This window comes from Allofranklinella schreckenbergeri (assembly GCF_003703475.1).
In the GTDB taxonomy this organism is placed as follows: domain Bacteria; phylum Pseudomonadota; class Gammaproteobacteria; order Burkholderiales; family Burkholderiaceae_C; genus Lampropedia; species Lampropedia schreckenbergeri.
In genome coordinates, this window is sequence record NZ_RDQM01000011.1 from 57,504 (window position 1) to 74,792 (window position 17,289).

Here is a 17,289-nt window from a genome sequence, read left to right on the forward strand (position 1 = left end):
CTTCCGGCGGGTTGGTTCATTCTGCGGCAATCAAATCTTCCTCTTTGACGCAGTGCAAAGCCACTGTGTATCCCTGGTCGTCCAGAAATTCGACGAAGTAACCGTATCCCGTCTCAGCGCAGCCGCATAGATCGACCACTGTTCCTATCGCCCCCGGCGCAATGGCGGCTTCGGGCCCAGCGCCGCTGTCGTCACTTGCAGACCGCGCCTGCGCGGCCTGGGCGCACATGTCTTCCAATGTACCTGCCTCCCCCTGAGCGCTGGCTGCCACGGGCCAGCCATCGTCCCCATCACCTTCGGCGGGCAGCGCCCGCACGGTCTGGACGATTTGAAATTCCCGAAACTTATGCGCCATGCTCGTTTGCTTTCTGCCCGTCATGGGGGCGTTGGTTGGGGAGAAATTTCCAGTGCAACCGTAAGTGCTGCGGCTCTATCCACGGTGTCGCCAAGGCTCGCCCCGCATCATCGGCGAACTCCACCAGACAGGCCGGATAAGGCTTGGATACCAGCGCCAATACCGTGCCCAGACAGCCCTTGGCAATGGCTTCTTCACCACCTTGTGCGGGAATGTCCAGCAGGGTTTGGACTACGTCCAGCTCGTTGAATGCTTGACGGGAATTCATGAGGATGTGCGGCGTTTGGGCGCCATGCGCAGCAACAACTCGTCGGGATCGAACGCATCCAGATCGTTGCCAAAGCGATAGCCACACACCTGCACTTGCTCCTTGATGACATCCAGCGCATCGTAATAGGCCAGCGCCAGCCCGGCCGGGCACTCCTTGCCTTGGGCCGCATCGTCGGCGGCTTGGCGGCCGGCTTTGAGCATGGCTCGGGTGACCTGTTCGAGCACCAGGGCCGCCAAGGCGTTGGAGTCGTTTGCAGACATTTTTCCTCTCCATCTTCATGCGAGGCCGATCTGGCCAAGCCACGCTTCAAACGCCTTTGCCGCTTTCGCCCTCGCCGGGCGCGAGGGCGACAGGCGCAAAGCAGCCCAGGGCTTGCACGCCGGACAGGCCCAGGGCTTCCAGCGTGGCGATGTTGCGCTCGAAGATGGCGCTGGCGTCGGGCACGGCTTGAACGGCTTGCTCAATGCTGTCTTCGCGCAGCAGATGCAGCGTGGGGTACGGCGCGCGGTTGGTGTAGTTGCTCACGTCGTCGGCCTCGGTGCCCGCAAACTGGTAGTGCGGGTGGAAATCGGCGATTTGCAACACCCCCTCCAGCCCCAGGCGCTCCAGCAGGGCGTCGGCTTCATCGAGGAAGTCGTTGAAGTCGGCAAAGTCCTCCAGCATGTCCGGCACCATCAGCAAGGTGGTGTCGCGCTGCGCGGGGTCGCTGTCGGCCAGCGCCAGCAACTGGCGCGCCAAATCCTTGAGCAAGGCGCTGTGGTCCTGCGCGTGGCTGACGGCGTAGTGCACCTGGCCTTTAACCTGCACGGCCTTGGCAAACGGGCACAAATTCAGGCCGATCACAGCCGCATCCACCCAGCGGCGGGTGGCGGCGATGATGGCTTCGTCATTCGCGCCAGCAGAGGGCGCTGCGGATGTGGGGAATGAGGTCATTTTTTTGAAAGCATGCTTTTGCTTTGGGCTTCAGCCCGCCATTGTGCGATGCCTGCGCTGTCTCAGCGGCTTTGCACAGGCCCTCTGGGCGGCACCAGGCTCTTGAACGGGCAGGCATCGAGCTCGGCCAGGAATGCCTGCAATGCGCGCCCCAATACACCTTGCAGACGGCACTGCCCCGCCAGGACGCACAGCGGCCCTGCCAGCTCTGCGCCATCGGCAGGCGCGGGTTTGAAGCACTCCACCAGGGCGAAGTCCTCCTCCATCGCCCGCACGATTTCGCCCACGCTGACTTCCCACGTGCGCGGCGCGATGCGGATGCCGCCGCCTTTGCCGCGCAGGGTTTCGATATAGCCGTGTTTGCCCAGCGCGTGCACGACCTTGACCAGATGGTTTTCAGAGATGCCGTGGCGCTTGGCCACTTCGGCGATGGAGCACAACTGTGGCGCAGGCGTTTGCGCCAGATACAGCAGCGTGCGCAGGGCGTAATCGGTTTTCAGGGTCAATTTCATGGCAGGGCTGAGAGTGCGCTGAACCGCTCGATTGTGCCGGTTTTCGGCCGGGCAACTTAAAGGTATATGTAGAATGCACCTTCACAGCATCATCCAAGGTGCTGTTTTGTTTGTGCCATTTTTTGGCTCTTTCGCATAGGAAACCTCCCGACATGAGCAATACCCTGGACAAAGACCAACTGCTGGCCGCGCTGGAAAACGTGGCCGTGATCTCCACCACCGACCTGCAAGGCAACATCACCTACGCCAACGATTTGTTTTGCAAGCTCACCGGCTACGCCCGCGAGGAGTTGCTGGGCCAGCCCCACAGCATCGTGCGCCACCCCGCCGTGCCCAAGGCCGTTTACAAGGACATGTGGGACACCATCAAGGCCGGCAACATCTGGACGGGCATCGTTCCCAACATCGGCAAAGGCGGCGGCGTGTATGTGGTGGACACCACCGTGCAACCGCTGCGCGACGCGCAAGGCCAGATCAATGGCTACATCAGCATCCGCCGCGTCATCAACGATTTGATGCAGGACTTTGAATCGGTCGAATTCTCCAAAGAGCAATTCGACGCCTACTACGACAAGTAAGCAGCCCGCTGCGCAAGGAGAAAAGATGCCACCAGCCATTGCCAAGCGGCTCATCATCGGCTTCGGGTCGGAGTCGGGCAACGCCCGCGCGCTGGCCCAGCAACTGGCCGCCCTGCCTGGCTTGCAATCCTTTAGCCCCCAGGCCCTGCCCTTGAACGAGGTCAGCCTGGCGGCCTGGGACGCGCAAGATGTGCTGGTCATCCTCTCCAGCTCGTTTGGCGATGGCGAGCCACCGGCCAATGCAGAGGGCTTTCTCGCCAACGTGCAGCAGGCCCAGGCCCTGCCGGGGCTGCGTTACGCCCTCTTTGGCCTGGGCGACACGGGCTACCCGCAGTTTTGCGGCTTCACGAAAAAGCTCGATGGCGCCTTGCAGCAACGCGGCGCGCAGCCGCTGCTGCACCGCGTCGATGCCGATGCCTGCTACCCCGCCTTCTTCGCCCAATGGGCGCCTGTGCTGCAGGCCGTTTTGCAAGGCCAGCCGCACGCCGGGCAGGATTTGAAGCTGCAAGTCAAAGCCTATGGCGAGGAAAACGCCTACGCCGCGCGCATTCTCGAATGCCGCCAGCTCAACCAGGGCGCGCCCGGTGCCTTCCACGTGCGCCTGGCCAGCGAAGGCAGCGGCATGCACTGGCGGGCGGGCGACACCCTGCACGTACTACCCGAGAACGACCCCGCCCTGCTCGACGCCATTGCCCAGTGGTATGGCGAGCCCGCCGCCGCCGATTTGCTGCGCCACAAGGAGCTGCGCCAAATCAGCAAAACCGTGCTGCGCGAACTGGCCCGCGCCAGCGGGCACGAGCGGCTGAAAGCCCTGCTCAAATTCAGCCAGCGCAAGGAGCTGGAAGCCTACCTCTGGGGCGCCGACCTGCTCGATTTGCTGCAAGACTTTTGCACCCCCGCCCAACTGCCGCTGGCCGAGCTGGCCGAGCTGCTCTCGCCCCGGCTGCCGCGCGCCTACTCCATCGCCTCGCACGGCCAGGCAGGCCATCTGGATTTGTGCATCCGCGAAGTGCAGCACGAGCGCCAGGGCCGCCAGCGCTACGGCATGGCCACACGCTGGCTGCGCGCATCGCCGCCCGCAGTCAAAGTCTATTGCCGCTCCAACCCCGGCTTTCACCTACCCGCCGATGCGCAAGCGCCCCTGCTGCTCATCGGCACCGGCACCGGCATCGCCCCGCTCATGGGCCTGCTGCGCGAGATGCAACACAGCGGCCAGCAGCGCAGGACCTGCCTGATCTTTGGCGAGAAGCAGCGCGCTTGCGACTTTTTATATGAGGACGAACTCACCGCCCTGCACCAGCAAGGCCAGCTGGGCACGCTCATCACCGCCTTCTCGCGCGACGGCCAGAGCAAGTACTACGTCCAGCACGCCATCGCCGACCACGCCCTGCACATCCGCCAACTGCTGACCGATGGCGCGCACATCTACCTGTGCGGCAACAAGGCCCACCTGGAAGACGCCATCGCCCAAGCCATCAACGCGCTGGACGAGGCCTCGCAAACCGATGCTAAGGCCGACACCCAAACCCAAACCCTGTGGCAACGCCTGCAAGCGCAAGGCCGCCTGCACCAGGAGCTGTACTAAGCGCCTGTTCAAAGGCCCTCCAAGCCGCCCGGACCAAGCGACGAGGGAAAATTCCCAATCATCAGGAAACAAAAATATCCTATTACGGCATGGTACACAAGCCATGCCGTTTTTTTTTGATCTAAAAATCCGACTCAAATCATTCCATATCAAGGAAACAAAAAACACCCCTATTTCGGCTTGAAGCAACTCAAGCAATATTCCTTTTGATATGAAATAAAGCCCTACCCCATCCTGCTGGCAAATGCGCCTGGCAAACACGCCTGACACAAGCCCCCCGTTCGGCGCCCCCAAAGCGCCCTATGCTTGCGCGCAACAATCCAGACAAAAACCAGCCAACAGGAGACACCGCCATGACCACCCCTGCCAGCCCCGCTGCGGCCACCGCCGAGTTCGACGCCATCGTCATCGGCGCAGGCACCGCAGGCGCCTTGATGGCCAACCGCCTCAGCCGCGACGGCGCGCGCCGCGTGCTGCTCATCGAAGCGGGCGGGCGCGACGATTACCACTGGATTCACATCCCCGTGGGCTACCTCTACTGCATCGGCAACCCGCGCACCGACTGGCTCTACTTCACCGAAGCCGATGCCGGCCTCAACGGCCGCCGCCTGCGCTACCCGCGCGGCAAAGTGCTGGGCGGCTGCTCCAGCATCAACGGCATGATTTACATGCGCGGCCAGGCGCGCGATTACGACCAATGGGCCGCCCTCACCGGCGACGACTCCTGGCGCTGGGATGCCGTGCTGCCCCTGTTCATCCAGCACGAAGACCATTGGCGGCTCGACAACGACAACCCATCACCCCCCGAAGGCTTTGCCCGCTGGCACGGCGGCCAGCGCCACCCCGGGGCCGCCCGCCTGGGCCGCGAATGGCGCGTGGAAAAACAGCGCCTGCGCTGGCCGCTGCTGGACGCTTTCGCCCAAGCCTGCGTGCAAGCGGGCATCCCCGCCAGCGACGACTTCAACCAGGGCGACAACGAAGGCGTGGGCTACTTTGAAGTCAACCAACGCCGCGGCTGGCGCTGGAACAGCGCCAAAGCCTTTTTGCGCCCCGCGCTGGGGCGGCGCAATCTGACGCTGTGGACCCACAGCCCCGTCCAGCGCCTGCTCATCGAGCGCAACGCCCACGGGCAATGGCAATGCAACGGCGCGCTCGTGCTCCAAAACGGCCACAGCGTGCAAGCGCGCGCCCACCAAGTCGTGCTCTGCGCCGGCAGCATCGGCTCGCCACACCTGCTGCAACTCTCCGGCATCGGGCCAGCGGCGCTGCTGCAACAGCACGGCATCGCCCCGCTGGCCGATCTGCCCGGCGTCGGCGGCAATCTGCAAGACCATTTGCAAATCCGCTCCGTCTACAAAGTGCGCGGCGCGCAAACCCTCAACACCCGCGCCGCCACCCTGTGGGGCAAAGCCCAGATCGCGCTGGAATACGCCCTGCGCCGCAGCGGCCCCATGAGCATGGCCCCCTCGCAACTGGGCGCCTTCACCCGCTCCGACAGCGAACAGCCCCACCCCAATTTGCAATACCACGTCCAGCCCCTGAGCCTCGACGCCTTTGGCGAGCCGCTACACACCTTCGACGCCTTCACCGCCAGCGTCTGCAACCTCAACCCCAGCTCGCGCGGCAACGTGCGCCTGCAAAGCAGCGACTTCCGCCAGCCCCCCGCCATCGCCCCCAACTACCTCAGCACCGAGCAAGACCGCCACATCGCCGCCCAAAGCCTGCGCCTGACCCGCCGCATCGTCGCCCAAAGCGCCCTGGCCCCCTACGCGCCCGAAGAATTCAAACCCGGCCCCCAATACCAAAGCGACGAAGAACTGGCCCGCCTGGCAGGCGACATCGCCACCACCATCTTCCACCCCGTAGGCACCTGCAAAATGGGCCGCGACGACGACCCGCACGCCGTCACCGACAGCCAACTGCGCGTGCGCGACGGCCAAGGCGGGCGCATCCTCGGCCTGCACGTAGCCGACGCCAGCATCATGCCCACCATCACCAGCGGCAACACCAACAGCCCCACGCTGATGATTGCCGAGAAGGCCGCACAAACCCTGGGAACCCACCCATATAACAATTCAAAGTAAAAATCAATAAATAACCATCAAACCAAAAATAGGTTATTTTTTATCCTATTGAATTGTAAAAATTCACCTGCAAACTTGCCAGTCATTTGCTACCATCGCGCCCGCCGCGCCCCCTGGCCCGGCGGGTCTGCCCCTTGAGCGCCTCAGGCCAAGAACCAAAGAACACCAAGGGGCCGACCTTTCCCCACAACACAACGGGCCAACCAAAGCCCACAGGAAAGACCACGATGAAAGCCCAAACCCTGATCGCAAGCCTTTGCGCCGCCCTGCTCTCCAGCGCCGCCCTCGCCAGCGACCCAGCAGCCACCCCCAACACCACCACACTGCCCGCAGCGCACATCACCGACAGCAGCATGGATCTGAACAAGACCATGAAAAACATGGGCCGCCACTTCAAAGCCCTCAACCAAGCCAGCGACATCCTTGCCGCCAGCGCCGACGTGGATGCACTGCTGACCTACACCTCGCAAGCCGAAGCCCTGGGCCTTTCGCTGCCCGACACCGACGCCGCCAAACTCACCGCCGAGCAAAAAGCCGCCTACCTCCAGGGCATGCAAGCCATGCGCGAACGTGTCATCGCATTGCAAACAGCCATCCAGCACAAGAGAGCCGAAGAAGCCAAAAAAATCCTCAATCAAATCAATGAGATACGAAAAAACGGCCACAACCGTTTCGGAATCTGAGCGTCATTTAACATTTGCAACAGATTTTTTTGACATTTTCTTGACGTCTGTTTAACAACTATTTAAGATTCGGCCCATCTTGGAAACGGGATAGGAAAGCGCTTTCACTCTACGCAGTTTGCGCTCTCCATACGGAGGCGGCTTGAGACCGCCAACGCCTTATCCCTTCTTGTTGGCATTCGCGTTTTAGGAGGTCTCTTATGACCGCGAACATGGTTCCGCAGCTTCACGCCGACCAAGTGCAAGCACTCTACAAAGAGTGGGTCAATCTGGCCCCGAAGCTGGAGGCAGCCAAGCAATACTGGCAGCACGCCACCGACGTCATGCAACAACTGGCCGAATCCCATTTCGATGGCGACTACGGTCAATGCCTTGATGCCCTGGAGCAAGGGCTGACGCAAGAGACAGATCCGTTCAAGAGTTTCAAGGCCGAAGCCCAAGGCTACAACGCCATCAACGATGCGTCGCTGTGGAACACTTTTGCCGCACACGAGCAGGATTCACAGCAACACCGAGTCTGGGCCTGAACGCCCCCACGTGAGGCTTATCGCATAAGGGCCCAAGCGGCCCGCAACGCCAGTCTCTCCAAAGCCTGACCGTCATCCGGTCAGGCTTTTTTCATGGGCGCGCGGACCGCACGAACAGTGCCAAGCCCGCTGAGCTTTTTACCCCGCCCCTGCCACCACTCAATCCACAAACACCCCAAAACAAAACAGCCCTTGCCACCTACGCGGCAAGGGCTGTTTGAATGGCGTCACCGCCCCAACTGAAGGGCGAGAACGTGGGCGGAGGCGGGGAGCGTTGCACCGCCCCCTTCAACACAACAAGCTCAAGAGCATCGGCCTGCATTGAGCAGGCTCGCACCCCTATCAACGCTTGAGCAAAGCTTTCAACGCCGCCTGCAAACGGCGCGCAGAGGTTTCTTCAGCAGCCGAAGCCAGCACGGTTTCCACATCCTGCACCCACGTTTGATCCGGAGTGGCTGCGTGTTTTTGCGTCAGCAACTGCAATTGCAAAGCGCGGCGCTCGCTGATGAAGTCCGCTGGTGTGGGCACTTCGGCGGCAATTTCCAAACGCAGCAGCGCCTGAGTGGCCCCAGCGTCGGCCGCAGGCTGGGCGATGCGGGCTTTCCAGCCATTCCACTGCTGGGCGCTGAGGCGCTTGCCGAGCTGGGCCTGAGCGGGCACAGCTTCGGCATCGCGCGCTTTCCAGGCATCGAGCAACTGGGTGACCGATTCGCCATGCGCCTGCGCCGAGAGCTTGCGCAGTGCGGCCTGGGCGCTTTCCAACGCATTGCGTTGGGCGCGGAAAGCGCGGTCGCCCAAGCGCGGAGCGGCCGGGGCGCGTTCACCACGGCCCAAGCGATCTTCCCGCCCGCCACGCTCGCCGCGTTCCCCACGCGGGCCACGGCGATCACCAGCACGCGCATCGCGGCCAGCCGCCAGCGGGGCAGGCGAGGCCAGACGGGCACCGGGGCGGTCGTCGCCGCGCACGGCGATCACACGCTTGGGTGCGGGAGTGGGGGCTTCAGCGGGCGCGGGAGCAGCGGCATCGCCGGCGGCCTCATGAGCGACCTCACTGGCAGCCTCTGTTGGGGCGGCGTCTTCGGCCACAGCGCCTTCGCTTGCGGAGGCTTCGGGGGCCTCGGGGGATTCAGCGGCTTCGGCCGCAGGGGCTGGCTCGCCAGCGGGGGCCTGTGTTGGCGTGGCCGTGCTTTCTGCTGCGGCTTGCACCGCTGCGTCGGCAGCCGGGGCCGCCGCGTCGGCGGGGGCTGGCGCAGCCGCAGGCTCGCCGCGCACGGCGGCCTGCAAGGCATCCATGGCTTGGCGGATGGCCTGGGCGTCGCCAGCGGCGGTGGCGGCCTCCAGGGCCTGTGCGGCGTGCAGCACTGCCTGGTCGTGCGCGGAAGCTGCGGCCTGCGCCTGGCTGCGCTGGGCGTCCTTGCGCTGGAAGGCCTGGTCGATGGGCTGGCGGAAGGCATCCCAGAGCTTTTGCTCCAGCTTGCGCTCCAGCGGCACGCTTTGCGCTTCGGCTTGCCAGCGCTGCTGCAAGGCTTTGATGGCGGGGATGTCCAGCGGGGCTTTGGCGGCCAGCGCTTTGGCTTCTTCAATCAGGGCGCGGCGCAGCTCGGCGCTGTGTTTGCGCGCTTGCTCCAGTGGGGCGGCAGCGGCGTCGTAAGCCTCTTTCCATTGCGTGCGCAGTTGCTCGAACACTTTGTCGTTGACGTGCCCGGCGCTGCGCCAGCGGCTGCTCAGTTGTTGCAACTGGCGTTGCAGGGCTTTGAGGTCCACGGGCTGGGTCAGGCTGGCGGCCAGAGCGCGCGCCTCGTCGATGACGCTTTGGCGCTCGGATTTGTGGGCCTGGGCCTCGGCTTTGATTTTTTTCAGCCATTCATCGACCAGCACGCGCGCTTTGCTGATGGCTTCGTCAAAGCGCTTCCACAGGTGGCCGTTGGGGGGACTGGAGCGGTCCACCTGGCGCCATTGCTCGTGCAGCTCGCGCACTTGGGTTTGCAGCGCGCGGCTGCCGGTGACGGTCTGGCCTTCGGGGGCGTCCAGCAGTTTTTCCGCGCGGGCGATGAGTTCTTCGCGCACCTGGTTGGCGCCCCAACGCTGCCAGCCTTGCAAATCGCCCGCATCGATCAGGGCGCGGTTGATGCGGCGCTCCAGCTCGGCCTCGACGTGGCCGCCCAGGTCTTTGAGGCTTTCGCGCAGGGCCGCGGCGGCCTGGGCGCTTTGCTTGGCCTGGCCTTGCTTGACGGTTTGCTCCAGCGCCTTCAGGGCGGCGGTGATGCGCTCTTGCTGCTCGGGGCTGAGGGTGACGGCGGGCACTTCGGCCTGGGCAGGCGCGGCCAGGCCATGCAGGGCGCGCAGCTCGTCAGCCCAGACCTGCACTTGCGGCAGGGGCGCGGCGGGGTCTTCCGCAGCGGCGCGCGCTTGCGCCAGCGCGGCGGAGAAGGCTTCGAACACCAGCGTCAGTTGCTGGCGCGAGCTGTCGATGGCGTTGGCATGGCGCGGCTCCACGCTGCTCCACAGCGGCGCGCTGGTCAGTTGCTGGGCGTTGTCGTTCCACTTCTGCACGTCTTGCGCCAGGGTGGTTGCGGCATCGCTGGCGTGCTGCCAGGGTTTGGTGGAGAGTACATCGATGCGCTGGGCCAGCAGCACGGCTGCCTCTTTTTGCACCATGGCTTTGTGCTGCAACTCTTCCAGCGCCTTGATTTGCTCGGCGATGCGGCTGCGCAGCTCCGACAGCGGCGGGCGCGACAGCGGCGCACCGGCTTTGGCGGCGTCGCGCTGCCAGGCCATGCCATCGGCGATGTGGAATGTGGGGGCGGAGAGGATTTTCTCGGCCTTGGCAGCCCAGTCCTGGCTGACTTGTTCTTGCTGGGTATCTTGGCGAATGTCGTTCATGCGTTGTCGGATAGGTTTGGCTGCGCCCTTGTCGCTGTGGCTGAGGGCTTTATGGACTTGTTGCAAAAGCTCGGCTTCGGGGTTGGTGGCCAGCCAGCGGGCCACGCGCTCTTGCCGCTGGGCCGAATTTTCAGCCGAGAAGATGCCGCCAGTGACAGCATCGAGCGGATGCGGCTCTTTGGGCGCGGGCGCAGGAGCGGGCAGCTTGGCCGGGCTGGCCGGAGCATCTGTTTTGTTGCGGAAAAAAGAGAACATGGCAGCCGTGGGAGGTTGGAGGGAAAAGGCGCGCGGCGCGCTTAAGGCAAACGCTGAACCCGTCCGCCTTGGGGAGGATGGGTTCAGCGTTGGTCTTGCGCCCGCGCCAGGCGTGCGCGGCAAGTATAGGCAAACCAGCAAGGCACAAGCCCTTGCCGGTGGCGGGAGGGACAGGCCAGACAGCAGCAATCGCCACGCCCTCTATATACAAATCAAAGTATAAATAGCTTTATAACCATGTTGCCGAAACAAGGTTATTTTGTTTCCTATTGATTTGCAATAAAACCACCAGACAGGCCTGCCATCAGTCCTGCGGCGGCGGGGCGGACAGGCCCAGCACCTGGCGCAGCGCCTGGCTGCGACGGGCGACGTCCTCTTTGGCCTCCACGCCAGCGAACTTGCTGTACTTGCCCAGCACGGAAACCAACTGGCCGTAGATGCGGGGCGCGGCGGCCATGCACTCGCGCTGCTCCAGAAAGTCCGCCTCGCCAGAGAAGTTGCCCACCAGGCCGCCCGCTTCGGTGACCAGCAGGCTGCCCGCGGCCACGTCCCAGGGGCTGAGGCCCGACTCGAAAAAGCCATCGCTAAAGCCAGCGGCCACATAGGCCAGATCCAGCGCGGCCGCGCCTGGGCGGCGCAAGCCGGCCGTGCGGCGCGACAGCTCGGTGAACATCTGCACGTACAGCGCATAGTCGTCGCCCGCGCGGAAGGGAAAGCCGGTGCTGATGAGGCAGTCGCCCAGTTGCGTGCGCTTGCTCACGCGGATGCGCCGGTCGTTCAAAAACGCCCCTCGGCCATGCGTGGCGGTAAACAAATCGTTGCGCGTGGGGTCGTACACCACGGCTTGCTCGATGCGCCCCTTGACGGAAAGCGCAATGCTCACCGCATAGGCGGGAAAGCCGTGGATGAAGTTGGTGGTGCCATCGAGCGGATCGATGATCCAGAGATGATCCGATTGCGCATTGCCGTGGCGCTGGCCACTCTCCTCGGCCAGGATGCCGTGGCCCGGATACGCGCCCAGCAGCGTTTGCACGATCACGTCCTCCGCCGCGGTATCGACCTCGGTGACGAAATCGTTGATGTGCTTTTGCGAAATGCGCACAGCCTCCACATCCAGCGCAGCGCGGTTGATGACGCTGCCGGCCGCGCGCGCGGCTTTGATGGCCACGTTCAACATGGGGTGGAGACTGGTGGAAGGTGTACTCATGGGGGATGCCAAGCCTGAAAAGAAAAACGGGCAATTTTATCGCGCCGCCCATGCCCGCTCGCCCCCCGCGCCAGGCGCGCCCGAATCCCTGCACAATCGCCCCGCCCGCCGCCCCGGCGCGCCTGTTTGCCCGCTTGCTTGTTTGACGCCTGTTGGCCCACTCCAGGCCCCACTCTTTGCCCCCGCCCCATGACCCGCACCGACCAGCACCCCATCGCCGCCATTGCCACCGCCGCCGGGCGCGGCGCCGTCGGCATCGTGCGCATCTCTGGCCAGGGCCTGCGCCCCTGGGCCGAGCACTGGCTGGGCCAGAACCTGCGCGCACGCCACGCCCACTACCTGCCCTTCCCCGACGCCGACGGCCAGCCCATCGACCAGGGTCTGGCCCTGTTCTTCCCCGCCCCGCACTCCTACACCGGCGAAGACGTGCTGGAGCTGCAAGCGCACGGCGGCCCCATCGTGCTGCAAATGCTGCTGGCGCGCTGCCTGCAAACCGCCGCCGCCGCCAACCCCGCCACCGGCCAAGCCTGGCTGCCCCAGTTGCGCCTGGCCGAGCCGGGCGAGTTCACCCGCCGCGCTTTTCTCAACGACAAGATGGATCTGGCCCAGGCCGAAGCCGTGGCCGACCTCATCGACGCCAGCACCGAAAGCGCCGCGCGCAGCGCCAGCCGCTCGCTCAGCGGCGCCTTCTCCCAGGCTATTGAGGCGCTGCGCGAAGGCTTCATCCACCTGCGCATGCTCGTCGAAGCCACGCTGGACTTCCCCGAAGAAGACGTGGACTTTCTGCAAGCCGCCGATGCACGCGGCCAACTGGCCGCGCTGCGCCAGCAACTGAACGCCGTCGTCCAGCGCGCGCGTCAAGGCGCCCTGCTGCGCGAAGGCCTGCACATCGTCATCGCCGGTCAGCCCAACGCGGGCAAAAGCTCGCTGCTCAACGCCCTGGCCGGGGCCGAGCTGGCCATCGTCACCCCCATTGCCGGCACCACGCGCGACAAAGTGGAGCAAACCATCCAGATCGACGGCGTGCCGCTGCACATCATCGATACCGCCGGCCTGCGCGAAAGCGACGATTTGGTCGAGCAAATCGGCGTCCAGCGCGCCTGGCAAGCCCTGGAGCAAGCGCAGGCCGTGCTGTTCCTGCACGACGGCACACAGGCAACCGATGCCGACTACCGCGCCCGCGACGCCGCCATCCTCACGCAACTGGAGCAGCGCATCAGCCCAGCCATCCCCATCGTTCACATCTGGAACAAGGCCGATCTGGCCCCTGACCTGGCCCTCGAATCTGCCCCGGCCTCCGACGCCCAGCCCGCACGCCCGGCCCTGAGCCTCTCCGCCAAAACCGGCCAGGGCCTGGATGCGCTACGCCACACCCTGCTGCAACTGGCAGGCCACGAAACCGTCGCCGAAGACGTATTCATGGCCCGCAGCCGCCACCTGCAAGCGCTGGCCGAAGTCGATGCGCACCTCAGCCAAGCCCAAGCCCAGATCGACAGCTCCGCCCCCGCGCTGGACTTGCTCGCAGAAGAGTTGCGCCTGGCCCAACTGGCCCTCAACCGCATCACCGGCGAATTCGGCGCCGACGATTTGCTGGGGGTGATTTTTTCCAGCTTTTGCATTGGCAAGTGAACGCCTTGTCCCAACCCGCCATAAATACAAATCAAAAGAAATTCATCTCCATACCCAAATTGCCGAAACAAGGGTATTTTTTATCCTATTGATTTGTAAAATTAGACCCTCGCCGCTCACCCCTGCCCCGCCGGGGCCTCCAGCTTGTACGCCGCCATATGGTCTTGCCCCAGCGCCTTCACCAACAGCGGCAAGGCTTGCTGGAGCTGTTCGTGCAAGGTGTAGGGCGGATTGACCACCAGCACGCCACTGGCCACCATCCCCGTGCGCTTGGGCTTTTGCCCCGGCACCTTGACGCCCGACTGGCTGCCGCTTTTGATGCTCAGGCTCGCCATCAAGCTGGGCTTGCCCGCCTGCCGCGCGATGGCTTTGAGCTTGCGCGGCAACTCGTGCGCCTCGGGGCGGGGGATGATGGGAAACCACACGATGTACGTGCCGGTGGCGAATTTGCGCAGCGCCTCGGCCAGCCAGCGCTGAGCCTGGGCGTAGTCCGTCTTCATCTCGTAACTGGGATCGCACAGCGCCAGAGCGCGGCGCGAAGGCGGCGGCAGCAAGCGCAAGCTGCCCGCCCAGCCGTCTTCATGCCAGACCTTGACGCGGCCCGCGTGCGGCCCCTGCGCCAGATTGCCCTGCAAGGCGCGCATATCGGCGGGCTGCAACTCGAAGGCATGCAAATGGTCTTGCGCGCGCATCAAGGCTTGCATGATGGCGGGCGAGCCAGGATAGAGCAGCTTGCGCGCGGCGCCATCGGCCTGACCGTCGTTGAGCTGGCGCACCAGCTCCAGGTAATGCGCCAAAGCGGAAGGCCCCTGAGCCTGCGCCGCGCCCGCTTCGGCCAACAGGCTGCGGATGCCGTGCTGGCTCTCCCCGCTGGTCTGGGCAAAGTCGCCATCGAGCCGGTACAGGCCGCAGCCCGCGTGCGTATCGATCAAGGCAAGCGCCGTGTCTTTTTGCCGCAAATAGTCGAGCGTGGCGGTCAACACAAGATGCTTGAGAACATCGGCGTGGTTGCCGGCGTGGAAAGCGTGGCGATAACTGAACATGGCAACGACGATAGCACGCTTCTTGCCGCCCCATTCGGCCAAACCCCGGCGGCGCCAGCCAACTTGGCTACAATGCGCGGTTTGCAGCGATTTTGCCCCGCAGCAAATCGGGCGGATGCCAAGCTTGTTTTCAAGGCAAGCGCGCCGCCTGCCACCACCTAAGAGGCTCCTGCATGCACGCCATGCACAGAAGAGCGCCGACCGTGGCAATAGGGCTGATTTTTTGTTTTAAAAGGAAACCGCATGTCTACATTCAGCGCAAAACCCGCTGAGGTGCAACATGAATGGTTTGTGATTGACGCCACCGACAAGGTGCTCGGCCGGGTAGCCAGCGAAGTTGCCCACCGTCTGCGCGGCAAACATAAAGCCATTTACACGCCTCACGTCGATACGGGCGATTACATCGTCATCGTCAACGCATCCAAGCTCAAAGTCACGGGCAACAAGGCCCTGGACAAGATGTATTACCGCCACACCGGCCACCCCGGCGGCATCCGCGCCACCAACTTCCGCGACATGCAGGCCAAGCACCCCGGCCGCGCGCTGGAGAAGGCCGTCAAGGGCATGCTCCCCAAAGGCCCACTGGGTTACGCCATGATCAAAAAGCTCAAGGTCTATGGCGGCCCCGACCATCCTCACTCTGCCCAGCAGCCCAAAGTGCTGGAAATCTAAGGAGCCACGAACATGATTGGTGATTGGAACAATGGCACTGGCCGCCGCAAATCCAGCGTGGCCCGTGTTTTCCTGAAAAAAGGCTCCGGCAAGATCGTGGTCAACGGCAAAGAGATCGAAAACTACTTTGGCCGTCAGACCTCCATCATGATCGCCAAGCAGCCGCTGGTGCTGACAAACCACCTCGAAACTTTCGATGTGCAAGTCAACGTCTGCGGTGGCGGTGAATCCGGCCAGGCCGGCGCGGTGCGCCACGGCATCACCCGCGCGCTGATCGACTACGACGAAACGCTCAAGCCCCAGCTCTCTGCTGCTGGCTACGTGACCCGCGATGCCCGTGAGGTCGAGCGCAAGAAGGTCGGTCTGCACTCCGCCCGCCGCCGCAAGCAGTTCTCCAAGCGCTGATGCGCATGGGCTGGCGCGCTGGGCGCTGCCAGCCTGTTTTGCCCAGAGCGAGACACCACAAGCCACAGGCTGCAAAGCCTGTGGCTTTTTCTGTAGCCCTATGCGGCGGGCCTGGCCCAGGCGCGCCTCCTGCGCCGCACTGTCAACCAAGCCGCCCCCAAGCCCCATTTCCGAGAAAAACGCTCGAATAAGACGAGCCGATTTCAAAAATTTACAATAGCGCCCCATGGCTGTTTGGACGCTCGGTATCAACCATCACTCGGCCCCGTTGGATTTACGGGGCCGATTTGCGTACGCACTGGATCAGCTCGCACCGGCCCTGTCCGAGCTGCGCCAGCGCTTGGCCGTCGCCGCGCGCGGCGATGAGAATCAAATAGAAACCGCCATTCTCTCCACCTGTAACCGCACCGAAATCTATTGCGCCGCGCCCCAGGCCCTGCCCTGCGCATCGCTGGAATGGTTGGCGCGCAGCGGCGGCATGTCCGCCACGGAGCTGTCCACCTACGCCTACACGCACGATGGCGATCTGGCCGCGCGGCACGCCTTCCGCGTCGCCAGCGGGCTGGATTCGATGGTGCTGGGCGAGGCGCAAATCCTCGGTCAAATGAAAAACGCCGTGCGCGCCGCCGAGCAGGCCGGAGCCTTGGGCGCGACCTTGCACCAACTGTTTCAGCGCAGCTTTGCCGTGGCCAAGGAGGTGCGCTCCAGCACCGCCATTGGCGAGCACTCCATCAGCATGGCCGCCGCCGCCGTGCGGCTGGCGGGGCAATTGTTTGAGGATTTCACACAGCTCAAAGTGCTGTTCGTGGGCGCGGGCGAGATGATCGAGCTGGTCGCCACCCACTTTGCCGCCCAGCACCCGCAAGCCATGGCGGTAGCCAACCGCACGCTGGAGCGCGGCGAAAAGCTCGCCGCCCGCCTGGGCGCGCACACGCTGCGCATCGGCGAGCTGCCCGATAGCCTGCACGAGTTCGACGTCATTGTCTCCTGCACCGCCAGCAGCGTGCCCATCATTGGCCTGGGCGCGGTCGAGCGCGCGCTCAAGCGCCGCCGCAACAAGCCCATGTTCATGGTCGATCTGGCCGTGCCGCGCGATATCGAGCCCGAAGTGCAGCAGCAGGAAAACGTCTATCTCTACACCGTGGACGATCTGGCGGGCGTAGTGCAGGCGGGCAAAGCGCATCGCCAGGCCGCCATTGCCCAGGCCGAAGCCATCATCGACAACGGCGTGCAAGGCTTTGCGCGCTGGCTGGAGCTGCGCCAGAGCGACCGGGCCGTGGTGCCGCTGATCCAGCAACTGCACCAACAAGCGCAGAGCTGGAATGAGCAGGAAGTCGCCCGCGCGCGCAAGATGCTGGCGCGCGGCCAGGATGTGGACGCCGTCCTCCAGGCCTTGGCCGACAGCGTGGCGCGCAAAATGCTGCACGGCGCCGTCACTGAACTGCGCAATGGCGACGCGCAAGACCGCCAGCACACCGCCGAGATGGTGTCGCGGCTGTTCCTGCGCAACCATGCCGCCCCAGCCCAAGCGCTGGACGCCCCCAAAGCGCCCATCACGAGCTTGCGCCACTAGCGCCCATGCCCGCGCCCATGCGCCCCTGATGCCCAACGCTCACGCAACCGGGCCGCGCACCATTATTACAAATCAAAGTAAAATTCACGGCATG

General features: G+C 64.1%; 18 protein-coding genes. 10 read left to right on the forward strand and 8 right to left on the reverse strand.

What is annotated here, in order from left to right; all coding sequences use genetic code 11:
• Positions 1-16: 16 nt before the first annotated feature.
• The 5 genes from EBQ26_RS09475 to EBQ26_RS09490 form a co-directional block, all read right to left on the reverse strand.
• Positions 17-355 carry a DUF4926 domain-containing protein gene (locus EBQ26_RS09475; protein WP_238944279.1) on the reverse strand — a complete coding sequence of 113 codons (339 nt, stop codon included), beginning with the start codon at positions 353-355 and terminating at the stop codon, positions 17-19.
• Positions 345-623, reverse strand: coding sequence for a DUF4926 domain-containing protein (locus EBQ26_RS12995; protein WP_238944280.1), 279 nt, complete (start codon positions 621-623; stop codon positions 345-347). Before EBQ26_RS12995 ends, EBQ26_RS09475 begins: the two co-directional genes overlap by 11 nt.
• Positions 620-886, reverse strand: coding sequence for a hypothetical protein (locus EBQ26_RS13000; RefSeq protein ID WP_238944281.1), 267 nt, complete (start codon positions 884-886; stop codon positions 620-622). The genes EBQ26_RS12995 and EBQ26_RS13000 overlap by 4 nt, the downstream gene beginning before the upstream one ends.
• A gap of 46 nt (positions 887-932) precedes the next feature.
• The gene (locus tag EBQ26_RS09485; protein ID WP_122238775.1) at positions 933-1,559 is read right to left on the reverse strand and encodes a DUF1415 domain-containing protein; all 627 of its coding nucleotides are present in this window, start codon (positions 1,557-1,559) and stop codon (positions 933-935) included.
• Between the two features lie 62 nt (positions 1,560-1,621).
• Entirely contained in the window at positions 1,622-2,071 is a 450-nt protein-coding gene (locus EBQ26_RS09490; protein WP_122238776.1) for an RrF2 family transcriptional regulator, read from the reverse strand.
• A 152-nt stretch (positions 2,072-2,223) separates the two neighbouring features.
• Here EBQ26_RS09490 and EBQ26_RS09495 point away from each other — a divergent pair, with 152 nt between their 5' ends.
• The 5 genes from EBQ26_RS09495 (at position 2,224) to EBQ26_RS09515 (ending at position 7,528) form a co-directional block, all read left to right on the forward strand.
• Positions 2,224-2,649, forward strand: coding sequence for a PAS domain-containing protein (locus tag EBQ26_RS09495; RefSeq protein ID WP_122238777.1), 426 nt, complete (start codon positions 2,224-2,226; stop codon positions 2,647-2,649).
• Between the two features lie 25 nt (positions 2,650-2,674).
• Positions 2,675-4,234 carry a flavodoxin domain-containing protein gene (locus EBQ26_RS09500; protein ID WP_122238778.1) on the forward strand — a complete coding sequence of 520 codons (1,560 nt, stop codon included), beginning with the start codon at positions 2,675-2,677 and terminating at the stop codon, positions 4,232-4,234.
• 353 nt (positions 4,235-4,587) lie between these two features.
• Positions 4,588-6,318 carry a GMC family oxidoreductase gene (locus EBQ26_RS09505; protein WP_122238779.1) on the forward strand — a complete coding sequence of 577 codons (1,731 nt, stop codon included), beginning with the start codon at positions 4,588-4,590 and terminating at the stop codon, positions 6,316-6,318.
• Positions 6,319-6,545: 227 nt separating this feature from the next.
• Positions 6,546-7,001: a cytochrome b562 gene (locus EBQ26_RS09510; protein ID WP_122238780.1), complete on the forward strand. Its 456-nt coding sequence runs from the start codon at positions 6,546-6,548 to the stop codon at positions 6,999-7,001.
• A 200-nt stretch (positions 7,002-7,201) separates the two neighbouring features.
• Positions 7,202-7,528, forward strand: a complete 327-nt coding sequence (locus EBQ26_RS09515) for a hypothetical protein (protein ID WP_122238781.1) — start codon at positions 7,202-7,204, stop codon at positions 7,526-7,528.
• A 342-nt stretch (positions 7,529-7,870) separates the two neighbouring features.
• On the opposite strand, the gene EBQ26_RS09520 is transcribed toward EBQ26_RS09515, so the two are convergent.
• Together EBQ26_RS09520 and EBQ26_RS09530 are read right to left on the reverse strand one after the other, a co-directional pair.
• Positions 7,871-10,666, reverse strand: a complete 2,796-nt coding sequence (locus tag EBQ26_RS09520) for a DUF349 domain-containing protein (RefSeq protein WP_122238782.1) — start codon at positions 10,664-10,666, stop codon at positions 7,871-7,873.
• A gap of 304 nt (positions 10,667-10,970) precedes the next feature.
• A complete protein-coding gene (locus EBQ26_RS09530; RefSeq protein WP_122238784.1) occupies positions 10,971-11,873 on the reverse strand; it encodes an inositol monophosphatase family protein in 903 nt (300 codons plus the stop codon).
• Positions 11,874-12,062: 189 nt separating this feature from the next.
• Here EBQ26_RS09530 and mnmE point away from each other — a divergent pair, with 189 nt between their 5' ends.
• A complete protein-coding gene (mnmE, locus tag EBQ26_RS09535) occupies positions 12,063-13,502 on the forward strand; it encodes a tRNA uridine-5-carboxymethylaminomethyl(34) synthesis GTPase MnmE (protein ID WP_122238785.1) in 1,440 nt (479 codons plus the stop codon).
• Positions 13,503-13,618: 116 nt separating this feature from the next.
• On the opposite strand, the gene EBQ26_RS09540 is transcribed toward mnmE, so the two are convergent.
• Positions 13,619-14,545 (reverse strand): 23S rRNA (adenine(2030)-N(6))-methyltransferase RlmJ, encoded by a 927-nt coding sequence (locus EBQ26_RS09540; protein ID WP_122238808.1) that lies wholly within the window; start codon positions 14,543-14,545, stop codon positions 13,619-13,621.
• On the opposite strand from EBQ26_RS09540, the gene EBQ26_RS13005 reads away from it, so the two are divergent.
• The 4 genes from EBQ26_RS13005 to hemA all read left to right on the forward strand — a co-directional run bounded on the left by EBQ26_RS13005 (position 14,489) and on the right by hemA (position 17,195).
• Positions 14,489-14,707, forward strand: a complete 219-nt coding sequence (locus EBQ26_RS13005; protein WP_238944284.1) for a hypothetical protein — start codon at positions 14,489-14,491, stop codon at positions 14,705-14,707. The two genes, EBQ26_RS09540 and EBQ26_RS13005, sit on opposite strands and share 57 nt — an antisense overlap.
• Before the next feature lie 81 nt (positions 14,708-14,788).
• Positions 14,789-15,217: a 50S ribosomal protein L13 gene (rplM, locus tag EBQ26_RS09545; protein WP_122238786.1), complete on the forward strand. Its 429-nt coding sequence runs from the start codon at positions 14,789-14,791 to the stop codon at positions 15,215-15,217.
• 12 nt (positions 15,218-15,229) lie between these two features.
• Entirely contained in the window at positions 15,230-15,622 is a 393-nt protein-coding gene (gene rpsI, locus EBQ26_RS09550; RefSeq protein WP_122238787.1) for a 30S ribosomal protein S9, read from the forward strand.
• Positions 15,623-15,848: 226 nt separating this feature from the next.
• Positions 15,849-17,195 (forward strand): glutamyl-tRNA reductase, encoded by a 1,347-nt coding sequence (hemA, locus tag EBQ26_RS09555; RefSeq protein WP_122238788.1) that lies wholly within the window; start codon positions 15,849-15,851, stop codon positions 17,193-17,195.
• Positions 17,196-17,289: the final 94 nt, after the last annotated feature.

Bases quoted from the DNA above. Each gene is read 5' to 3' on its own strand.
- EBQ26_RS09540 (WP_122238808.1), bottom strand. From the start codon at position 14,545: ATGTTCAGTTATCGCCACGCTTTCCACGCCGGCAACCACGCCGATGTT.
- rplM (WP_122238786.1), top strand. From the start codon at position 14,789: ATGTCTACATTCAGCGCAAAACCCGCTGAGGTGCAACATGAATGGTTT.
- EBQ26_RS09520 (WP_122238782.1), bottom strand. From the start codon at position 10,666: ATGTTCTCTTTTTTCCGCAACAAAACAGATGCTCCGGCCAGCCCGGCC.
- EBQ26_RS09530 (WP_122238784.1), bottom strand. From the start codon at position 11,873: ATGAGTACACCTTCCACCAGTCTCCACCCCATGTTGAACGTGGCCATC.
- EBQ26_RS09495 (WP_122238777.1), top strand. From the start codon at position 2,224: ATGAGCAATACCCTGGACAAAGACCAACTGCTGGCCGCGCTGGAAAAC.
- EBQ26_RS09500 (WP_122238778.1), top strand. From the start codon at position 2,675: ATGCCACCAGCCATTGCCAAGCGGCTCATCATCGGCTTCGGGTCGGAG.
- EBQ26_RS09505 (WP_122238779.1), top strand. From the start codon at position 4,588: ATGACCACCCCTGCCAGCCCCGCTGCGGCCACCGCCGAGTTCGACGCC.
- hemA (WP_122238788.1), top strand. From the start codon at position 15,849: ATGGCTGTTTGGACGCTCGGTATCAACCATCACTCGGCCCCGTTGGAT.
- EBQ26_RS13005 (WP_238944284.1), top strand. From the start codon at position 14,489: ATGCTTGAGAACATCGGCGTGGTTGCCGGCGTGGAAAGCGTGGCGATA.
- EBQ26_RS09490 (WP_122238776.1), bottom strand. From the start codon at position 2,071: ATGAAATTGACCCTGAAAACCGATTACGCCCTGCGCACGCTGCTGTAT.
- mnmE (WP_122238785.1), top strand. From the start codon at position 12,063: ATGACCCGCACCGACCAGCACCCCATCGCCGCCATTGCCACCGCCGCC.
- rpsI (WP_122238787.1), top strand. From the start codon at position 15,230: ATGATTGGTGATTGGAACAATGGCACTGGCCGCCGCAAATCCAGCGTG.
- EBQ26_RS09515 (WP_122238781.1), top strand. From the start codon at position 7,202: ATGACCGCGAACATGGTTCCGCAGCTTCACGCCGACCAAGTGCAAGCA.
- EBQ26_RS12995 (WP_238944280.1), bottom strand. From the start codon at position 623: ATGAATTCCCGTCAAGCATTCAACGAGCTGGACGTAGTCCAAACCCTG.
- EBQ26_RS09485 (WP_122238775.1), bottom strand. From the start codon at position 1,559: ATGACCTCATTCCCCACATCCGCAGCGCCCTCTGCTGGCGCGAATGAC.
- EBQ26_RS13000 (WP_238944281.1), bottom strand. From the start codon at position 886: ATGTCTGCAAACGACTCCAACGCCTTGGCGGCCCTGGTGCTCGAACAG.
- EBQ26_RS09510 (WP_122238780.1), top strand. From the start codon at position 6,546: ATGAAAGCCCAAACCCTGATCGCAAGCCTTTGCGCCGCCCTGCTCTCC.
- EBQ26_RS09475 (WP_238944279.1), bottom strand. From the start codon at position 355: ATGGCGCATAAGTTTCGGGAATTTCAAATCGTCCAGACCGTGCGGGCG.